We start from the raw sequence: 17413 nt of genomic DNA, 5'->3' as shown, positions 1-17413 counted from the left end.
TGCCGTCGGCGACGATCAGGTCGGCCACCACTTCCTCCGGCGGCTTGCCGCGTTCCCGCGCCACCTCGCCCAGCGTCTTGCCGGTCAGCGGTTTCAGCTCCTCGGTCTTGAACCCGACCAGGATCACCTTTTCCGGCTCCTCGACCACCAGCTTGGTATTTTCAGACGCATCCGCCTTGTGCATGTCCGCCATTGCCCTGGCCCGCAGCGCCGGATCCTTGAGCCGTTCCACCCACTGCTCGATCCCGCCCGCCTGGATCCACAGCGGCATCGCCGCATCGAACCCGGTCGAGCTGGCCGGATAGGTATACATGTCGGCGGTGATCTTGAGGCCGCGCGCCCGTGCCGCCTCGACCCGGCCGATCGCCGCGTCGATCTTGCCCCAATTCTCCTTGCCCGACTGTTTGAAGTGATAGATTTCGGCCGGCGCCCCGCTCGTCTCCGAGATCGCCACCAGCTCGTCGATTGCTTCGATGAGCTTTGGCCCCTCGTCGCGCATATGGCTGATGTACATGCCGCCGCATTTGCCCGCTTCGGTTACCAGCGCGGTTAGCTCGGGCGTCTCGGCGAAATTGGCCGGAGCATAGATCAGTGACGAGCCGACCCCCATCGCGCCCTCGTCCATCGCCTGGCGGACCAGCGCGCGCATCCGGTCGAGCTGCGCCGGCGTCGGGTCGACATCGCCCTCGCCTAGTTCGTGCACGCGGACCGTGGTCGCGCCGACGAAGCTGGCGACATTGGGCGACACGCCCCTTTTTTCGAGCCAGCCCAGATATTCGCCGAGGCTGGTCCACTGAATCGGATATTTGATGTCGGCCTGCCGGTCGGCCTCATGGGCTTTCATCTCGGCGCTCCACGGACCCATGGACTCGCCCTCGCCCATCACCTCCAGCGTCACGCCCTGGCGGATGTCGCTCTGGCCACGGCCGTCGGCGATCAGGCTTTCGTTCGACCAGCTGAGCATGTTGATAAAGCCCGGCGCCACTGCCAGGCCGCGGACGTCTATCACTCGCGCGGCGGTTCCAGTGCACTCGCCAACGCAAACTATGCGATCACCCGTAATGGCGACGTCACCAATGTAAGGACTTCCACCACTCCCGTCGTAGATCGTTCCACCACGAAGCACGCGGTCATAATCCTCCACCAGCAGGACATGACCTATCAGGCGAACCGGACGGTCTGAGTCCACCGATGAATTCGTCGCACATGAAGCCAGCAAGCAGGCAAGGCCGGTCAGGCCAAGTGGAAATCCCCTCATGGCGCACAGGCTAGCGCGCGCCATGAGGTTCGCAAGGAACTTAAATTACCAGATCCGGACGCGCTTCTCCGGTGGCAGGTAGAATTTCGAGCCCGGCTGGATGTTGAACGCCTGGTACCAGGCGTCGAGGTTGCGGGTCGGGCCGATCACGCGGTAGCGCCGCGGGCTGTGCGGGTCCGACGCAACCTGCGTCTTGATCGCTTCCGGCCGCTGCTCGCCGCGCCACGCCTGGGCAAAGGCCAGGAAGAAGCGCTGGTCGCCGGTCAGCCCGTCGATCACCGGTGCCGCCTTGCCGCCGAGCGAGATCTTATAGGCCGCGTAAGCGACCTCCAGGCCGGACATATCGCCGATATTCTCGCCCATCGTCAGGTCGGGGTTGATAAAGATGCCCGGCGCCGCCTCATAGGACGCATATTGCGCGCCGAGCTCGTCGGTCAGCTTCTTGAACCGGGCAGCGTCGGCCGGAGTCCACCAGTCGCGGACCGCGCCGGTGGAATCAATCTTGCGGCCCTGGTCGTCGAAGCCGTGCATGATCTCATGGCCGATGACCGCGCCGATCGCGCCATAATTGACCGCCGCATCGGCCGTCGGGTCGAACAGCGGCGGCTGCAGGATACCGGCCGGGAACACGATCTTGTTTTCCAGGCCGCCGTTATAGGCGTTCACCGTCGCCGGGCTCATCGCCCATTTCTTGCGGTCGACCGACTTGTTGAGGTCGCTCAGCTGATAGTCCCATTCGAAGGCGCTGCTGCGCTTGACGTTGCCGTAGAGGTCGTCCGGCTTGACCACCAATTTGGTGTAGTCGCGGAACTTGTCCGGATAGCCGACCATCACGTCCATTTTGGCCAGCTTGGCGATGGCCGCCTGCTTGGTCGCCGGCTCCATCCAGCTGTTGGCCTGGATGCGCTTGGCGGCGGCAGTCTTCAGGTTCGCGACCAGCTGCTCCATCTGCGCCTTGTCGCTCGCCGGGAAATAGCGATCGACATAGGTCTTGCCGAGCACCTCGCCGAGCCGGCCGTCGACCTGGCCGATGCCGCGGCGCCAGCGCGGACGCAGCTCCTTGGCGCCGGACAGCTGCTTGGTGAATTCGAACTGGCTGTCGACGAACCGCTTCGACAGATAGCCCGAAGCCTGGCTCGCGACCTTGAACCGCTGCCAGGTCTTGAGCGTCTCGAGCGGCTCCTTGTCGTACATCGCCGCCAGCGCCTTCACCGCCGTCTTGTCGCCGACAACCATCTTGCCCGCATCGATCCTGGCCGCGGCGAAATAGGCCGCCCAGTCGAAGCCCGGCGCATAGGCCTGGAGCTGGGCGAGCGTCATCGGATTGTTGACCTTGTCGATGTCGCGCAGCTCGGCGATCGGCCAGCTGATCTTGGCGATCTCGGTCTCGAACGCCAGGATCTTGTCCGCGCCGCCGGCCGGATCGGCATCGCCGATCATCGTCAGCGTGCGCTGGATGTAGGCGCGGTAGGCGTCGCGCTGCGGCTTATATTTGTCGAGCAGGTAATAGTCGCGGTCGGGCAGACCGAGCCCCGATGTCCCGACGTACAGCGTGTTCATCGCCGGATTGACCGGGTCTGGCCCGATGCCGGGGCCGAACAGCGTCGAGCCGAAGTCGCCCAGGCTGGCCGCCATGAAGTCGGCGAACTCGGCCTTGTCCTTGATCGCGTTGACCCGGTCGAGATCCGGCTTCAGCGGCGCCGCGTCGAGCTGCTCGAGGCGGGCCTCGTCCATGTAGCTGGCGTAGAGCGCGCCGATCTGGCTGTCCTTGGTGGACTCGGTAACGATGGTCTGCAGCCGCACCTGGTTGCGGTCGCCGGTGTCGGATCCGACGCTGTTGGTCGACTTGTCGGCGGGGATATCGGTGACGTCCATCCAGTGGCCGCTGGCATAACGCTCGAAATCGTCGCCAGGCTTGACGTTGAGGTCGCGCGAATTGAGGTCGACACCCCAGCTTCCGAAATGGACGCCGCTATTGGCAGTTGCCGCCGTTTCAGCCGCGACCGGTACCGCAATTGCCAGCGGCGCTGCCGCCGCCATCAGCCACAGGCTCCGCCATGCGCGCCGATTGCGCCCGCTTGATCCGCTCATCTTGACCCCCATCTTGTTGAATAGATTCGTGAATAGCGGCCATCGAACGGCGGTGAACGCGAATCTAACGGCCATCGACGAGCGTCCCTGTTCGTTCGATGAACATGATGATTTGGCTGCGGAAACAGGCTAGCGCCGACCGCGTTGACGCTCCCAAGTCCCTCGCGTATCACTAGAACAAAGCTGGAACGAAACAGAGTCGATGCTGACCCACATCACCGTCCGGGGAGCCCGGGAGCATAACCTCAAAGGCATCGACGTCGCGATCCCGCGCGAAAGCCTGACGGTCATCACCGGCCTCTCCGGTTCGGGCAAATCCAGCCTCGCCTTCGACACCATCTATGCCGAGGGGCAGCGCCGCTACGTCGAAAGCCTGTCGGCCTACGCCCGCCAGTTCCTGGAGATGATGCAGAAGCCGGACGTCGAGCATATCGACGGCCTCAGCCCGGCCATTTCGATCGAGCAGAAGACGACCAGCCGCAACCCGCGCTCGACGGTCGCCACCGTCACCGAAATCTACGATTACATGCGCCTGCTGTGGGCGCGGGTCGGCATCCCCTACTCGCCCGCCACCGGCCTGCCGATCGAGGCGCAGCAGGTCAGCCAGATGGTCGACCGCACGATGAAGCTACCCGAAGGCTCGCGCCACTACCTGCTCGCCCCGGTCGTCCGCGGCCGCAAGGGCGAGTATCGCAAGGAGCTGGCCGAATGGCAGAAGGCCGGCTTCACCCGCGTCCGCATCGACGGCCAGTTCCACGACATCGAGTCCGCCCCTGCGCTCGACAAGAAGTACAAGCATGACATCGAGGTGGTGGTCGACCGGATCGTCATCCGCGAAGGAATCGAGACCCGCCTCGCCGACAGTTTCGAAACCGCGCTGAAGCTGGCCGAGGGCCTCGCCTATCTCGACCCGGCCGACGTCCCCCATCCCGCCGGCGCCGAGCGCATCGGGGTCGCCGCGGCGCTGGAGCAGGCCGCCGAACGCGACGGCTTTAAGCTCGACTATGCCCCGCCCGGCCGCATCACCTTTTCCGAGAAATTCGCCTGCCCCGTCAGCGGCTTCACCATCGCCGAGATCGAGCCGCGCCTCTTCTCGTTCAACGCGCCACAGGGCGCCTGCCCGGCCTGCGACGGGCTCGGCGAGAAGCAGGAATTCGACGAGGACCTGGTCGTTCCCAACCACGCCCTCAGCCTCAAGAAGGGCGCGGTCGTCCCCTGGGCCAAGTCGCAGCCGCCCTCGCCCTATTACATGCAGGTGCTCGGCTCCCTCGCCTGCGAATATGGCTTTTCGCTCGAAACGCCGTGGGGCGAGCTCGGCGAGGAGGCGCACCGCGTCATCCTCCGCGGCACCGGCGGCAAGCCCGTCACCCTCCGCTTCGTCGACGGCAAGAAAAGCTATGAGGTGAAGAAGCCGTTCGAGGGCGTGCTCGGCAATCTCGAGCGCCGCCTGCTGTCGACCGAGAGCGCCTGGATGCGCGAGGAGCTGGCCAATTACCAGGCCGCGCACCCGTGCGAGACCTGCGGCGGCGCCCGCCTCCGGCCAGAGCCGCTGGCGGTCAAGATCGCCGGCGAGGATATCTCGCTCTCCTCGCGCCGCTCGGTCGCCGACGCGCTGGCCTGGTTCACCGCCCTCGACCAGCACCTCACCCCGACCCAGAACGAGATCGCCAAGGCGATCCTCAAGGAGATTAACGAGCGCCTCGGTTTCCTCCACAATGTCGGGCTCGATTATCTCAACCTCGACCGCACCAGCGGCACCCTGTCAGGCGGCGAGAGCCAGCGTATCCGCCTCGCCAGCCAAATCGGCTCGGGCCTCAGCGGCGTGCTCTACGTCCTCGACGAGCCGTCGATCGGCCTCCACCAGAAGGACAATGACCGCCTGCTCGAAACGCTGCAGCGCCTCAAGGGCCTCGGCAATACCGTGCTGGTGGTCGAGCATGACGAGGACGCCATCCGCCACGCCGACCATGTCATCGACATGGGCCCCGGCGCCGGCGTCCATGGCGGCGAAGTGGTCTGCGCCGGCACGCTCGAGCATCTCCTCGCCTGCGAGGCCAGCCTCACCGCCGACTATCTCGCCGGCCGCCGCCACATCCCGATGCGCGCCACCCGCCGCAAGGGATCGGGCAAGAAGCTCACCGTCCACGGCGCGCGCGAGAACAACCTCCAGAACGTCACCGCGTCGATCCCGCTCGGCACCTTCACCTGCATCACCGGCGTCTCGGGCAGCGGCAAGTCATCGCTGACCATCGACACGCTCTACGCCGCCGCCGCCCGCTCCTTGAACGGCGCGCGGATCATCGCCGGCAAGCATGACAAGGTCACCGGCCTCGAACATCTCGACAAGGTGATCGACATCGACCAGTCGCCGATCGGCCGCACCCCGCGCTCCAACCCGGCGACCTACACCGGCGCCTTCACCCAGATCCGCGACTGGTTCGCCGGCCTGCCCGAAAGCCAGGCACGCGGCTACAAGCCCGGCCGGTTCAGCTTCAACGTCAAGGGCGGCCGCTGCGAGGCGTGCCAGGGCGACGGCGTGCTGAAGATCGAGATGCACTTCCTGCCCGACGTCTATGTCACCTGCGACGTCTGCCACGGCCAGCGCTACAACCGCGAGACGCTGGAGGTGAAGTTCAAGGGGCGGAGCATCGCCGACGTGCTCGACATGACGGTCGAGGACGCCGTGGAGTTCTTCAAGGCAGTCCCCGGCATCCGCGACAAGATGGCGATGCTGCAAGAAGTCGGCCTCGGCTACATCAAGGTCGGGCAGCAGGCGACTACGCTCAGCGGCGGCGAGGCGCAGCGCGTCAAACTCAGCAAGGAACTGTCGCGGCGGGCCACCGGCCAGACCCTCTACATCCTCGACGAGCCGACCACCGGCCTCCATTTCGAGGACGTCCGCAAGCTGCTCGACGTGCTCCACGCGCTGGTCGAGCAGGGCAACACCGTGGTGGTGATCGAGCACAACCTCGACGTCATCAAGACGGCCGACTGGATATTGGACTTGGGTCCCGAAGGTGGGGTCAATGGCGGGGAGATTGTGGCCGAAGGAACGCCCGAGCAGGTCGCGCGGGAGCCGAAAAGCTTCACCGGCGCCTACCTCGCCGAGACGCTCAAGCGGACGCCCGTCAGTTCCGACCCCGTGCTCGTGCCGAAGAAATCCCGTCGCAAGGCGTCTGCAGAACAACCGGACTTATTGGCAGCGAAGTAACGAGAGAGGCTCTCTCAGTTCCCTTTATGAGCAAATTAATGTGATCGAACGGCAGATCAAGGGCGTGATCGTCCATCTATTGGAGAGCAAGCTTACCATTGATGGCTTCGAGCACCTTCTCAAACCTCGCAAGCGTCTCCTCTAGTGGCGGTGAGTAGTCTTCCGTAGCCAAAAGGAGCTGGAACAGCGCTGAACCCTTAGCTTTAATTTTGGCATCTGACTCAAGTCCACAATCCTTGATTAGCTGCTTGGTATCATCCCCATATATCCCCTCAAATGAAAGACCGGCGAGTGCCCCATCAGCTTCGTCCAAAGTCATGATTTGCTCGTCATCGAAATGATATTCGCTGCGGTATCGCTCGGCCTCCGCTTTGCCTTTGGTGTCAGCATCAAGGACACAAACAAAATTACGACCTAATAGGCCTCGCCGCTCTTTGGGAATGAAGGTGATTGGATCAACTTCAGCGTAGACTGTCTTTAACAGGTCTCTAGTCGCACGATCGGAAGATAGGAAATTGTAGATTGCTTCGAGAATGGTAGTCTTTCCACTCTCGTTAAGACCTATCAATGTCACAACTTGGCCAGGTGCACCGGCATCGAGTTCCACGGAAGTGTTTTGAATGCCTCGGAAATTTGAAATTGTGAATTGAAGGAGTCTCACAATGCGCCCCTTCCGAGCATGAGTTGAACTCGTTTGCGATTCGAACTCACATTGGCGGAGCATCGAATTTTCGACAAAAGATTAGATGCAGAAGTGCCCGCACTGAATATAACAGGCCTCATACGCGACCCCCCATTCACTCGCGATGATCCGGCGAATTATTGCTGCCGCTATCCGATGTTCGAGTCCAGCGATTTAGGTGGCCGAGCTTTGGACAAGCTTCTGGATTACGGTGACAGTGCACCAAATTGCTGTTTCACTTATCCCCCTGGCCCCTCGTTCGAAACTCGCCGCGCCTCACATCAAATATTGAAACGCATATCTCAGGCTGAGCAGCGCCAGCACGACGATGCTGGCCCGCTTTCCGCGCACGAACATCGCCGCCGCCAGCAGTAGGTAGAGCAGTGCCGCCGAGATCAGCACCACCGGGCTGCGCATTGCCTCCGCGACGCCGGGAACGGTCATCAGGAACGCCGCCTGGAACGTGGTCAGCGCGATCAGCACGCCGAACACCGCCTGCCGCACCCGGAAATAATGGGCGTCGAGGTCGGCCCAGTCGGCCTTCTCGGTCGGGAACACCAAATGGGCGGCGATGTAATAGGAGCCGGCGAACAGCAGGCCGCCGAGTACGATCGGCCCGTCATAGCGGATCACGCCGCGCGCGACCCAGGCCGATCCCCAGAAGCTAATCACGTCGAGCATGATGTAGAGGCCGAGCAGCGGGGTCAGCCAGCCGGCCCGGAACGGCGGTGTGCCGGGCGCCTCGGCGCCGACCTTGATCGCCCGAAGCTGCGCCTCGATCACCTTGGCCAGCCCGCCCAGCACCTCGATCAGGCTGAAGCCGAGCAGCAGCCCGAACAGCGAAAAGACGAAATCGAAGTCGCTCATGAGCCGCCGAGCATAGGCGCCGGGTTGGCTGCGGCAAACTATTGCGGCGCCGGACCCTTATGACAAGGCGGCCGTCTTTTGATCGGCGCTGCGGGCGCAAACCATCTATGGCGCGGATCGCAATTCCCGGAGTCCGCCATGAAGCGCCACAATCCCGTCCCCATCCTCCCCGCCTATGAGGCGGTCTACGCCCATGGCGTCGAGGTGCCGGCCGGTGCGCGCACCCTTTATGTCTCCGGGCAGGTCGGGGTCGACCACCGCGATGGCCGCCTGGCCGAAGGCGGCTTCGATGCTCAGTGTGCCCAGGCGATCGCCAACGTCGAGGCGGTCCTCGCCTCGGCCGGCATGGCGCTGGCCGATGTGGTCAAGGTCACCATCTACCTCACCCGCCGCGAGGACATCCCCAGGCTGCGCGAGGTCCGCGCCGAGCGGCTCGCAGTCGCCCCCGCCGTCACCATGGTGCTGGTGGCGGGCTTGCACGCCCCCGAATGGCTGGTCGAGATCGAGGCCGTCGCCGCCGCCTGAGCCGTGGGAAAGCCCCTACTCGCCCAACAGCACATAGCCGAACGGCGTGAACAGATCGAGCGCCACCAGCACCGCCAGGCCGCCCACCGCCACGCCGCGGCGCTTGGTGAACATCACCACGCCCCCGGCCAGATAGATGATCCCCATCGCCACCCAGTCGAACCAGTTGAGGAAGCTCCACGAGACGAATCCAAGGACCAGCGGGCGTAGGAGGAAAGCGATCGTGAACGCAGCGATGATCGCGCCGATCACCTTGGCCTTCGTGACCATGAAATAGTCGTCGAGGCTTTTGCGGTTGGCGAGGCCGTCCGGAAAGACCAGCGCTCCGGCGAAGTAGTAGAGCGCGGTGATGCCAAGGCCGGCGAACAGTGCCGGTATGTCGTCGGGCATCACATCCCGGGTCCGCCAGATGATCTGCCAGAAGATCACCGTCTCGGTCATCACCCAGGTCGCCAGCAGCCCGGTTCCCCAGCCGATCTCCAGCTCAGGCCGCCGCTTGACCGAACTCGCCAGCCCGCCGAGCACCTGCCCCAGCCCGAGGCCGAGCAGGATGACCAGCAACGAAAAGACGAATTCGAAGTTGCTCATGAGGCACCGAGCACAAGCGAGCGATTGCAAAGCAATCGGAAGCTGGTGCGTAGAGAAACCGAATGGCGGCCGACGGGTCGCGACGCGAACCCGATCGACGTCACGAATTCATTTCGTGACGGAGCCATTCACTTCGCCGCCTGCAGCACCGCGCAAGCGATCCTCGCCCCGCTGTTGCCGCTGGGGTCGGTCCGCTCGTCATCCCGTTGGGCGTGGATGACCAGCGCCGCGCCGTCGGCATCGAACGGGCTGATGAAATGGCCGTCCGCCGGCGGGATCATGTCCATCCGCGTGCTGCCATTGGAGTCCACCCACAGATCGCCGAGGTCGCCCTCATGCCGGCCCAGCGGGTTCAATCGGCCATGCTGCTTTCCGGTCGGGTTCCAGTGCGGCCCGGCGCTGGTGAAATCGGGCCCGTCGCAGCGGCCGACCGAATGGACGTGCACGCCGAGCTCGCCGGGTGGCAGGCCCTTCGCCTCGAGGTGCACCATCAGCCCGCCGGGCAGCACCTTGACGCGGACCCACCCGATCGCGGTGCCGTCGCCGCGCACAATCGGCGACTTGGGACTCCAGCCCTTGGCCACCGCGCCCGATACCAAGCTCAGCGCAATGGCGAGCGCGGCCAATCGACGCGCCCCCACCCCATTTCTGCTCCAGCAAGGCAGGTTGCTCATGCTCGGTCTCCCCTCAGGCCTTAATCCTGCGCAGGTACTCGCGGACCGGCGATCGGCTCTCGATCGCCCTGCCGCCGGCCGGCGTCTTGCTCAAATAATTGAGCTGACCCCACAAAGCGAAGTCGCAGAGATAGGCCCGATCGCCCAACGCATGGGGCCCCGGCGTCAGCAGCTCCCCTACTGCTTCAAGATGCCTCTCCAGGTCGCGGTTCACATGTTCGGGGGTTTTCCGTGACGTCCCCTGCCCGCGCAGCTGGCCGAGGATCCGCTTCAAATAGAAACGGTAGGCGATCCGGCCCGTCAGCGACTTGCCGAAGGCGCGGGGGATCGGCTCGCGGCCTTCCAAATCATGCCAGCGATAATAAAGGCCGATGAAATAAAGACTTTCATCCGCCCAGTCCTCGATCGCATGACACAGCGCCCGCTGGCGCGGGTCCCGGGGCAGCAGCGGCGGGTCCGGAAAGCTCGCCTCGAGCACATAGGCAATGTCGGTGCTGTCGACGATCAACTCGCCGTCAATCTCCAGTGCCGGCACCTTGCCAACCCTGCCGCGCCGACGGATGCTGCGCAGGTGGCGAAGCGGATTAACCGCCCGATATTCGACGCCTTTATGGTCGAGGATCGCCCGCACCTTCATGCAGAAGGGCGAGTAAGGCCAATCGTAAAATGTGATCGCCGGCGCAGCCATGCGCCGCTTACTTCAGCTCCAGCACAACCGGCCCGGATACCGGATCTGTGTCGCCGTCCAGCGTATAGCGGAAGCTGTCGAGGGTCGCGATCATGAATGGCCGGGCAGCGGCCATGGCGTCCATGCTGTCCCACTCGCCGATGATGCAGTAACTGCCCTCGCCGGTCTGGATCATGTTGACGTGCCGTAGGCCCGGCCAGTCGCGATCGACGCTGCGGTGCGCATCGAGGAAATCCTGCTCCATTCCAGGCTTCACCTTGAACCGGACGGCGTTGAATGCGGTCATTGGAAATCTCCTGCCAGGGCGGTTCGACCGCCCTTGTTGGTGCGACTCCGGCCCGCGGCTTATAGTCCCAACCGCTGCCGCATCCGATAGGGAGGACACCCATGCGTCCGGTCGCGAATTTCACGCTCCACGCGATCCTTGCCGCCTGCCTCGCCGCGCTGGCCGCTTCCAGCGCTGCGGCCGGAAGGCCGGTGATCGACAATGAAGGCCATGCCTTTCTCACGGGCAATTTGTTGGGTGGCTCCGCAGCCAGGGGCATCCCGTGCCGCGCCGGCGCCCGCTATCCGTCGCTGAGCTTCACCGGCAAGGGCAAGACCTGGCTGCTGCAGGATGTCGAGGTGACGAATTGCGGCACCGCTGCCGGTCCAACCGAGGAAATCACTTTCGTTTACGGGAAGGTGAAGGTCAGAGGCTGGGATCCGAAGAAGAAAGAGGAATGATCGAGCAAGTCATGCCGGGGGCATGACTGCAGCAGAACATCGCTAGGGCACGACCTGGATTTCGACCCGCCGGTTCTGCACCTCGCGCACGCCGTCTTCCGTCGGCACCAGCGGCCGTTCCTCGCCATAGGCGGCAATGCGGATCGCGTCGGCCGGAACCCCGCGCTTCTCCAGCTCGCCACGGACCATTTCGGCCCGCTGGCGGGATGCCCTGAGGTTGATCGCCGTACTGCCCGACCGGTCGGTATGGCCCGACAGCATCAGTCGCGACCCGGGGCTGGCCCGCCACGCCGCAACCGCCTGGTCCAGCACCGCCAAATCGTCGCTGCGGATGTCCGGCTTGCCCCAGTCGAAGAACAGCATCAGCGGCGCGGGCTGCTGGGCAACCGCAACGCCGCTCGACATAGCTGCCAGGGCCGCCAGTAAGCCCTTAAAGATCGGCATCGCCTGCATAATGCACGCAGGCTTAGGGTGTGGCCGCGGCGCGGGCAACGCGCAAAAAGAAACCCCGGGAGGGCCGAAGCACTCCCGGGGTAACTTTAACGCCTAAGCTTGGCTCGCTTAGCCGCGTTCCGGCTCCGGCGGAGGCGGCGGCGGCGGCGGCGGCGGAGGCGGCGGTGGGCACGCTTCCGTTGCCAGGATCACCGAGCCGTCCGGGCACGTCTGCGTCGCCGGCGGAGGCGGCGGCGGAGGCGGCGGAGGCGGCGGAGGCGGCGGAGGCGGCGGAGGCGCAGCGAAGTTGTAGATCAGGCTGAGCATCAGCGAGTGCGACCGCCAGCGACCCGACAACTCGCTCGTCGTCTGCCGGATGCCATCTTCGGTATATTTGAAGGTGGTGGTGTTGAAGAAGCGATACTTCAGGCCGAGGTCGACATTGGCGCTGACCGCCTTGCGGACGCCGGCAATGACCTGCCATGCGAACACGCCGTCGCTGTCGCTGACATCGGTGCCTTCGCTATCGCTGATGCTGTGCTTGATGCGGGCGAGACCGACACCGCCGCCGACGTAGCCGCTCCAGCCATCGTCATCGCCGAAATCGAGCAAGCCGTTGACCATCGCCGTCAGAGCGCGGCCACTGCCGTCAACCGGTACCGTCACGAAGCTGGTGCCACCGACGAGGGCGGGATCGAACTGCGCGTCGTGGATCGAAGCGCGCTTCCAGCCGAGTTCGGCTTCGAGGCGGAAACCACCAAAGTCATAGCCGCCGACTAGGTCGACGTCATAACCGGTATCGTAGTCGAGAATGATTGCATCATTCACGTCACCACTGATGTCGCTAAAGTCGAGTTTCGTATCCTCGACGATCATTGCGCCGCCTTCGACACCGACATACCAGCTGTGGTCGCGAGCGACCGCTGGGGTCGCCAGCGCAGTCGATGCAAGCGCCGCCATAATGGCCAGCTTCCGCATAGAAATCCCCTTTCACGTGCATTCCGGAACAGAACTGCTCGAACACCTTATGAGAGGGGCGGTTGCGGTGCAAGATTACAAATCTCCGGCCTGTTGCCGAAATGCCGCACAAATCTCCCTGATCTGGGTAAATGTAGAGCCTCCCGCGCGGTTCAGGCGATGAGGCCGTGCGTTCGCAGCATTGCCAGGATCGATGCGATCGCCGCGCGGCCCTGGACGTCGATCGTACTGCCGCCGGCCGGGTCGGCAATGGCCGGCTGGCGCGTCCGGACCACGGTTGCCCCTGCGACCTGATATTCCTGGGCGCGGACAATGCCGGTCTCCCACGCGCCGCTGCGCCGTAAAATCAATTGCCCGCTGGTCCGGTCGAGCAGGCGCATTCCCTCGATCGGAGCGACGAAGCGCCAGCCGCCCTCGGTGTAGCCGGCCAGCATCTGCTCCTTGCCGGCCCAGGCACCGGTCGCCCCGGCAGCGACCAGATAACAGACGCCAGGCGCTGGGCTGGCAGGCGGTGCGGTCAGCGCGGCGCCTTCCTTGACCGCGACGAAGTCCATGTCGGCCGGCGACAGGCCCAGCGCCTGCCATTTGAGCCCGCCGTCGAGCAGCAGCGGCCGCCCGGCATTGGCACTCCCCGAAAATTGCTCGCCCAGCTCCTTTTGCAGCCGGTCGAACTGCTCCTGGCCCAGGCTCGACCCGTCGCCCGGTTCATAGACCAGCGCCCCGCTCGGCCGCGCTGCATTGTCGAGCAGCGCCTTGTTCCAGCGGCTGGCGCGATTGTGCACGCTTGCCGCGCCTATCGACGCGTCCAGGCAACCCAGCCCATATTGATCGTCGCCGGGGTCGAGCGCCTTCAGATGCGCCACCTGCCGACGCCCCAGCGCATCTTCCTTGGCGATCCGCACCACCTGCCCGCCGCCGCGATACAGATAGGCCGACGGCCAGCCGTCCGCCCCGCTGACCACGCTGACCCGCTCGGGCCGCATCAGGTGCAACTCCGCCGGCCGGTCATGGCTGTCGGTCACCAGCCGGGCATAGGCATTGCCATGCAGCAGCAGGCTGGCCGCCGCCCGCTCCAGCAGGCCGCCGGCCTTGACCAGATCGACCGCTGCCTGTCCTGAGCTTGTCGAAGGACCGAAAATCGGCAGCCCGCCGACCAGCCCCGCGACCAGCCGAACCGCGCGCAAGCCCACCGGATTGCGCCGGTAGACCTCGTCAAGCTGCGCCTCATAGCCGCGCGCATACCCGCCCTGCTCGCCCTCGCCCTGCAGCCAGACAGGCACATAGGGTTGCCGTTCCGGCGCACTCTTGCGCCAGAGCCAAAAAGCCATTGATTGCTCCTGAATTGCCGCGAAGTTCGGCAGGAAATTAGCGAGTTTTAGAGAACCAAATCGCTGTGTTGCTTCAATTCGATGCGACCGTTCTCGCCGAGCAAATCCAGCACAACGCGAACGCCCTCGCGCCGCACGAACTTAAACGCCGGGATAAAGTCCGAATCTCCGGTGACGACGATTACGGTCCTCACCATGTCGCGCAGCGCCAGGCGCGCCATGTCCATGCCGATCCTCATATCGACGCCCTTCTGTTGGGCATCGACTACGAAATCATCATCCGTGAGTTCGCGGGGGGTTTTGATGAGTTCCCTTACGACTTTGGCCTTGGGCTTCCATCCGGTGGGTGGAACGGAGACCTGGCCCATTCGGAGCGCGATATCAGGCTTCAATACCAGATGATTGTAGAGACTTTGACTTTCTCGAAACCTTTCGGTCTCCGCCATATTGAACACGGCTCGGGTAACTGGCTTCTTTAGCGACGTGCTCGCCGGGAAGGCATCGTAATAATAAATGCGCAGGAGATCGTGACCGTCAACGCACGGCAGAGCCCTCAACCGGTCGCATTCAGTGATGATGTCGTCAGCAGTTGGGTGGCGCTGGAGGCGGTCGAGAAGCTTCTTCTTAAGAAATCCCCCGTCAAGGAGGACCGCAAATCTCGGCTTCATTCAACCCCCAAAACGAATGGAGCCGACCCCTCCCAAGCGTCTAAACGCCCCCGCCTCGCGGGTTGTCGGAGAGAGCCGGCTCGCTCGTTTATCTCGTGCCGACAATATGTAGGCAAATTTTCCTAACTTCAAGTTTCTTCAGATTAAAGCATCCTCACCCTCGGCACCCCGCTCCGCGTCTCGCTCAGCTCCGTCAACGCCCACACCATCGCATCCGCCCGGTCGGGTGACCGGCTCGGTCCGTCATATTCGCCGCCGATCCTAAGCCCGGCCAGCTCGGCCTCCAGCTCCGGAAACGTCCCCGCCAAAAACGCTTTCCCGGTCTCGAACCTGATCGCCACCGGCTCGGCCCGCGCCACCTTGCCGCGGGAGGCATGGACCAGCTTGACCTTCAATCCCGCGTCCGCGGCCTTGAGCACGCTTTCGACCATCGCCCCGCCCTGGTTGGCTTCGGCCACGACATGGCTCGCACCCCACTCGGCAGCGGCCCTCGCTACCGCCCGCGCCCAGCGCTCCGGGCTTGCCTCCTCGACGCTGCAATCGGCCAGCACGTACAACTTCCCGTCGCGCCGCCCCGCCACCACGATCCCGCACGCATCACCGCTGCTCGATACCGGCGGATCCACGCCCACAACAACTCTATCGAGCCGCTCATCCTGAGTAGAGCCGTCAGGCTCGTATCGAAGGACCCTCGCCTTCTCCAGCAACCCCCTCGGAAACAAACTCCCCTCGGCCTCGGTCATCAGCTCGCCGTCCAGCTCCTGCCGGCCGATCCGCGACCCGCCATAGGTCGCCGACATTATCTCGATGAAATTCCCTGGCAGGTTGATGTTGTCCCCGGTCCTTCCGCCCGTCGTCACCGTCCATTTGCCGTCGCGGATTTGCTCGAGCAGCCGCATCGGCCGCGGCGTGGTTGTCACCAGCACCCGCGGCCTGCTCCCGCCCCGCAATCCCATCTGCAGATTCTGCCAGGCCGCCTCGGCCTGCCGCCATTTGGCCAGTTCGTCCGCCCAGGCGAAATGATGTTCCGGACCGCGCAACCCGTCGGCATTGTCACCCGAATAAAGGGTGGCGACACTGCCCTTCGGCCAGCTCAATTGATTGAGGCTTGGCTCCCATTTCACTTTCACCCGCCGGTTGTGCGCAATCGCCAGCAATCCGCTGACGCCCTCAACCATGATCTTGCGCCCCTCGTCGATCGTTGCCGCGACCAGCGCGATCCGGCGACCACCAATCATCGCCAGGCTGTGCACCCATTCCGCGCCGGCTCGTGTCTTGCCGAAGCCGCGCCCGGCCATCATCAGCCAGACCCGCCAGCCTTCGCTCTGCGGCGGCATTTGATTGCGATGTGCCCAGGCCTCGAAATCCGCGTCGAACCGCAACGCGTCGTCCGGCGACATTTCGGCGATCAGCTCGGCCTGTTCGGCCGGCTCCATCGAACGAAACATCTGCCATTGCTGGTCCGTCAGACCGAGCGGCATAGCGCCCATCGAATGAGGTCGATTGAATCGTTCGAAGCCTTGGTCTCGACCTTGTCCTGCGAAGCTTCATCGCGCTGCTTGAGCCGCCGCAGCTTTTCCAGGATCCGCTCTCGTATTTCGCGCAATTCGTCGCCGCTCGGTTCGAATGCAGCGTTGTCGGCCGTCTCGGCATGCCGCCGAAGCAGCGCTACCGCCAGCGCCGTCGAATATTCTCGCATCACCCGGTCTGTGCCCTTGGCGGTCCGAACGAGCTTGGGCGTTCCCTTGATTGCCCGCTCCAGCAGCACCAGCTCGAGCTTGGCATAGCCTTCGCGCACCGCCGCCACCCATCCATTGCGGAACGCCGCGTCGAATTTGCGCCGGCGATAAGCCCAATTGGCGGCGAAACCGGCTGCCTTGGCCGATCGCACTACGTTGCAGGTGTCGGCAAGGGTGGCGAAGAATGTCTCGATCTGCTCCGGCGTGATGGTCTGTGGTGAAGCCCGCCGCTTTTTCAGCCTGGTCTTGCCCTCGACGATCTCGCCCACGCCGCTCTCCACCGCAATGAAAAGGGCCGCGACGCTCTCGCGCCCGGCCCGAATCACCCATTTATCGACTGTGCCTAATTTGTGCCAGATGAGCGTGACGATGTCAAGATATTTTTACCAAATAGGTTCTTACTCATTTGCAATACTACTATTTGCGATCCTGAAAGTGGCGCTAAACTGCATCGCCGGATCGGACTTGGGGAGATTCAAATGCGAAGCGCTGCAATCGGCCTGCTAATGCCGGGCCTCTTCCTCGCCGGCTGCAATATGCAGGACGCCGACATGACCGGAACGAGCGCCAAGGGCCAGGGTCGTTATGCCGGCATTGGCACATTCGGAGTGGACAGCCTCTGGGAACAGATGGCCGGCGTCGCCGAGCCCAAGGATCCCGCCGCAGCCAGGCCGGCCGACGACACGCAAATCATCGTCGTCATCGACAGCCATTCCGGCGAGGTGCGGCAATGCGGCAACAATAGCGGCTATTGCGTCACGATGAAGCCCTGGGGGTCGCCGGGCGCTCCGAACGCAGCGCCGGTTCTTCTCAAGAAACATGCCTCAGATCTTGCGGCGGAGGCTGAGAGAAATGCTGAAGCAGCGGAGCCTGCTGCGAAAGATTCCGCGCCCTCGAGATGAGGGGCGCCCGCAAGCATTTCGCTTGCGATTGCCAGCCGCCCTGTTTGTTGTCAGAC

At 64.0% G+C, this 17413-nt stretch carries 18 protein-coding genes; 4 read left to right on the top strand and 14 right to left on the bottom strand.

Annotated features, from left to right (window positions below):
• On the bottom strand, positions 1–1258 hold a 1258-nt coding region (locus Q0C64_RS03620; RefSeq protein ID WP_294120885.1), incomplete at its 3' end, for a D-aminoacylase.
• Positions 1259–1303: 45 nt separating this feature from the next.
• Positions 1304–3424 (bottom strand): M13 family metallopeptidase, encoded by a 2121-nt coding sequence (locus Q0C64_RS03615; RefSeq protein WP_294120883.1) that lies wholly within the window; start codon positions 3422–3424, stop codon positions 1304–1306.
• A 127-nt stretch (positions 3425–3551) separates the two neighbouring features.
• Here Q0C64_RS03615 and uvrA point away from each other — a divergent pair, with 127 nt between their 5' ends.
• Positions 3552–6560 carry an excinuclease ABC subunit UvrA gene (gene uvrA / locus Q0C64_RS03610; RefSeq protein WP_294120882.1) on the top strand — a complete coding sequence of 1003 codons (3009 nt, stop codon included), beginning with the start codon at positions 3552–3554 and terminating at the stop codon, positions 6558–6560.
• A 76-nt stretch (positions 6561–6636) separates the two neighbouring features.
• On the opposite strand, the gene Q0C64_RS03605 is transcribed toward uvrA, so the two are convergent.
• The gene (locus tag Q0C64_RS03605; RefSeq protein WP_294120881.1) at positions 6637–7284 is read right to left on the bottom strand and encodes an AAA family ATPase; all 648 of its coding nucleotides are present in this window, start codon (positions 7282–7284) and stop codon (positions 6637–6639) included.
• Positions 7285–7518: 234 nt separating this feature from the next.
• Positions 7519–8109, bottom strand: a complete 591-nt coding sequence (locus Q0C64_RS03600; RefSeq protein ID WP_294120880.1) for a hypothetical protein — start codon at positions 8107–8109, stop codon at positions 7519–7521.
• A gap of 138 nt (positions 8110–8247) precedes the next feature.
• Between Q0C64_RS03600 and Q0C64_RS03595 the strand changes: the two genes are divergently transcribed.
• Positions 8248–8634, top strand: coding sequence for a RidA family protein (locus Q0C64_RS03595; RefSeq protein WP_294120878.1), 387 nt, complete (start codon positions 8248–8250; stop codon positions 8632–8634).
• Between the two features lie 15 nt (positions 8635–8649).
• Here the strand turns inward: Q0C64_RS03595 and Q0C64_RS03590 are convergent, their stop codons facing one another.
• From Q0C64_RS03590 to Q0C64_RS03575, 4 genes are all read right to left on the bottom strand, one after another.
• Positions 8650–9222: a hypothetical protein gene (locus tag Q0C64_RS03590; RefSeq protein ID WP_294120876.1), complete on the bottom strand. Its 573-nt coding sequence runs from the start codon at positions 9220–9222 to the stop codon at positions 8650–8652.
• Between the two features lie 128 nt (positions 9223–9350).
• Positions 9351–9848 carry a superoxide dismutase family protein gene (locus Q0C64_RS03585; protein ID WP_294120874.1) on the bottom strand — a complete coding sequence of 166 codons (498 nt, stop codon included), beginning with the start codon at positions 9846–9848 and terminating at the stop codon, positions 9351–9353.
• 61 nt (positions 9849–9909) lie between these two features.
• The gene (locus Q0C64_RS03580) at positions 9910–10584 is read right to left on the bottom strand and encodes a glutathione S-transferase (RefSeq protein WP_294120873.1); all 675 of its coding nucleotides are present in this window, start codon (positions 10582–10584) and stop codon (positions 9910–9912) included.
• Positions 10585–10591: 7 nt separating this feature from the next.
• Positions 10592–10870: an antibiotic biosynthesis monooxygenase gene (locus tag Q0C64_RS03575; protein ID WP_294120872.1), complete on the bottom strand. Its 279-nt coding sequence runs from the start codon at positions 10868–10870 to the stop codon at positions 10592–10594.
• 101 nt (positions 10871–10971) lie between these two features.
• Here Q0C64_RS03575 and Q0C64_RS03570 point away from each other — a divergent pair, with 101 nt between their 5' ends.
• Positions 10972–11310, top strand: a complete 339-nt coding sequence (locus tag Q0C64_RS03570; protein ID WP_294120870.1) for a hypothetical protein — start codon at positions 10972–10974, stop codon at positions 11308–11310.
• Positions 11311–11352: 42 nt separating this feature from the next.
• Here the strand turns inward: Q0C64_RS03570 and Q0C64_RS03565 are convergent, their stop codons facing one another.
• The 6 genes from Q0C64_RS03565 to Q0C64_RS03540 all read right to left on the bottom strand — a co-directional run bounded on the left by Q0C64_RS03565 (position 11353) and on the right by Q0C64_RS03540 (position 16724).
• Positions 11353–11754: an OmpA family protein gene (locus tag Q0C64_RS03565; protein ID WP_294120868.1), complete on the bottom strand. Its 402-nt coding sequence runs from the start codon at positions 11752–11754 to the stop codon at positions 11353–11355.
• A gap of 117 nt (positions 11755–11871) precedes the next feature.
• Positions 11872–12720 carry an outer membrane beta-barrel protein gene (locus Q0C64_RS03560; RefSeq protein WP_294120866.1) on the bottom strand — a complete coding sequence of 283 codons (849 nt, stop codon included), beginning with the start codon at positions 12718–12720 and terminating at the stop codon, positions 11872–11874.
• A 152-nt stretch (positions 12721–12872) separates the two neighbouring features.
• Positions 12873–14048 (bottom strand): phage portal protein, encoded by a 1176-nt coding sequence (locus tag Q0C64_RS03555; RefSeq protein ID WP_294120865.1) that lies wholly within the window; start codon positions 14046–14048, stop codon positions 12873–12875.
• A 47-nt stretch (positions 14049–14095) separates the two neighbouring features.
• The gene (locus tag Q0C64_RS03550) at positions 14096–14716 is read right to left on the bottom strand and encodes an NYN domain-containing protein (protein ID WP_294120862.1); all 621 of its coding nucleotides are present in this window, start codon (positions 14714–14716) and stop codon (positions 14096–14098) included.
• Positions 14717–14859: 143 nt separating this feature from the next.
• Positions 14860–16197, bottom strand: coding sequence for a terminase family protein (locus Q0C64_RS03545; protein WP_294120861.1), 1338 nt, complete (start codon positions 16195–16197; stop codon positions 14860–14862).
• Positions 16182–16724 (bottom strand): hypothetical protein, encoded by a 543-nt coding sequence (locus tag Q0C64_RS03540; protein ID WP_294120859.1) that lies wholly within the window; start codon positions 16722–16724, stop codon positions 16182–16184. The genes Q0C64_RS03545 and Q0C64_RS03540 overlap by 16 nt, the downstream gene beginning before the upstream one ends.
• Before the next feature lie 210 nt (positions 16725–16934).
• Between Q0C64_RS03540 and Q0C64_RS03535 the strand changes: the two genes are divergently transcribed.
• Complete coding sequence (locus Q0C64_RS03535) at positions 16935–17357, top strand: hypothetical protein (RefSeq protein WP_294120857.1); 423 nt, start codon at positions 16935–16937, stop codon at positions 17355–17357.
• The last annotated feature ends 56 nt before the right edge of the window (positions 17358–17413 follow it).

Origin of the sequence: Sphingomonas sp., from assembly GCF_023266535.1 — a bacterium.
In the GTDB taxonomy this organism is placed as follows: Bacteria; Pseudomonadota; Alphaproteobacteria; order Sphingomonadales; family Sphingomonadaceae; genus Sphingomicrobium.
Note: the sequence above shows the minus strand (reverse complement) of the source record. Positions and strands in the feature narration are given on the sequence as shown.

Coding starts and splice junctions, on each gene's coding strand:
- Q0C64_RS03580 (WP_294120873.1), bottom strand. CDS start 10,584: ATGGCTGCGCCGGCGATCACATTTTACGATTGGCCTTACTCGCCCTTC.
- Q0C64_RS03545 (WP_294120861.1), bottom strand. CDS start 16,197: ATGCCGCTCGGTCTGACGGACCAGCAATGGCAGATGTTTCGTTCGATG.
- Q0C64_RS03570 (WP_294120870.1), top strand. CDS start 10,972: ATGCGTCCGGTCGCGAATTTCACGCTCCACGCGATCCTTGCCGCCTGC.
- uvrA (WP_294120882.1), top strand. CDS start 3,552: ATGCTGACCCACATCACCGTCCGGGGAGCCCGGGAGCATAACCTCAAA.
- Q0C64_RS03615 (WP_294120883.1), bottom strand. CDS start 3,424: ATGGCCGTTAGATTCGCGTTCACCGCCGTTCGATGGCCGCTATTCACG.
- Q0C64_RS03555 (WP_294120865.1), bottom strand. CDS start 14,048: ATGGCTTTTTGGCTCTGGCGCAAGAGTGCGCCGGAACGGCAACCCTAT.
- Q0C64_RS03595 (WP_294120878.1), top strand. CDS start 8,248: ATGAAGCGCCACAATCCCGTCCCCATCCTCCCCGCCTATGAGGCGGTC.
- Q0C64_RS03575 (WP_294120872.1), bottom strand. CDS start 10,870: ATGACCGCATTCAACGCCGTCCGGTTCAAGGTGAAGCCTGGAATGGAG.
- Q0C64_RS03560 (WP_294120866.1), bottom strand. CDS start 12,720: ATGCGGAAGCTGGCCATTATGGCGGCGCTTGCATCGACTGCGCTGGCG.
- Q0C64_RS03565 (WP_294120868.1), bottom strand. CDS start 11,754: ATGCCGATCTTTAAGGGCTTACTGGCGGCCCTGGCAGCTATGTCGAGC.
- Q0C64_RS03605 (WP_294120881.1), bottom strand. CDS start 7,284: ATGCTCCGCCAATGTGAGTTCGAATCGCAAACGAGTTCAACTCATGCT.
- Q0C64_RS03590 (WP_294120876.1), bottom strand. CDS start 9,222: ATGAGCAACTTCGAATTCGTCTTTTCGTTGCTGGTCATCCTGCTCGGC.
- Q0C64_RS03600 (WP_294120880.1), bottom strand. CDS start 8,109: ATGAGCGACTTCGATTTCGTCTTTTCGCTGTTCGGGCTGCTGCTCGGC.
- Q0C64_RS03550 (WP_294120862.1), bottom strand. CDS start 14,716: ATGAAGCCGAGATTTGCGGTCCTCCTTGACGGGGGATTTCTTAAGAAG.
- Q0C64_RS03535 (WP_294120857.1), top strand. CDS start 16,935: ATGCGAAGCGCTGCAATCGGCCTGCTAATGCCGGGCCTCTTCCTCGCC.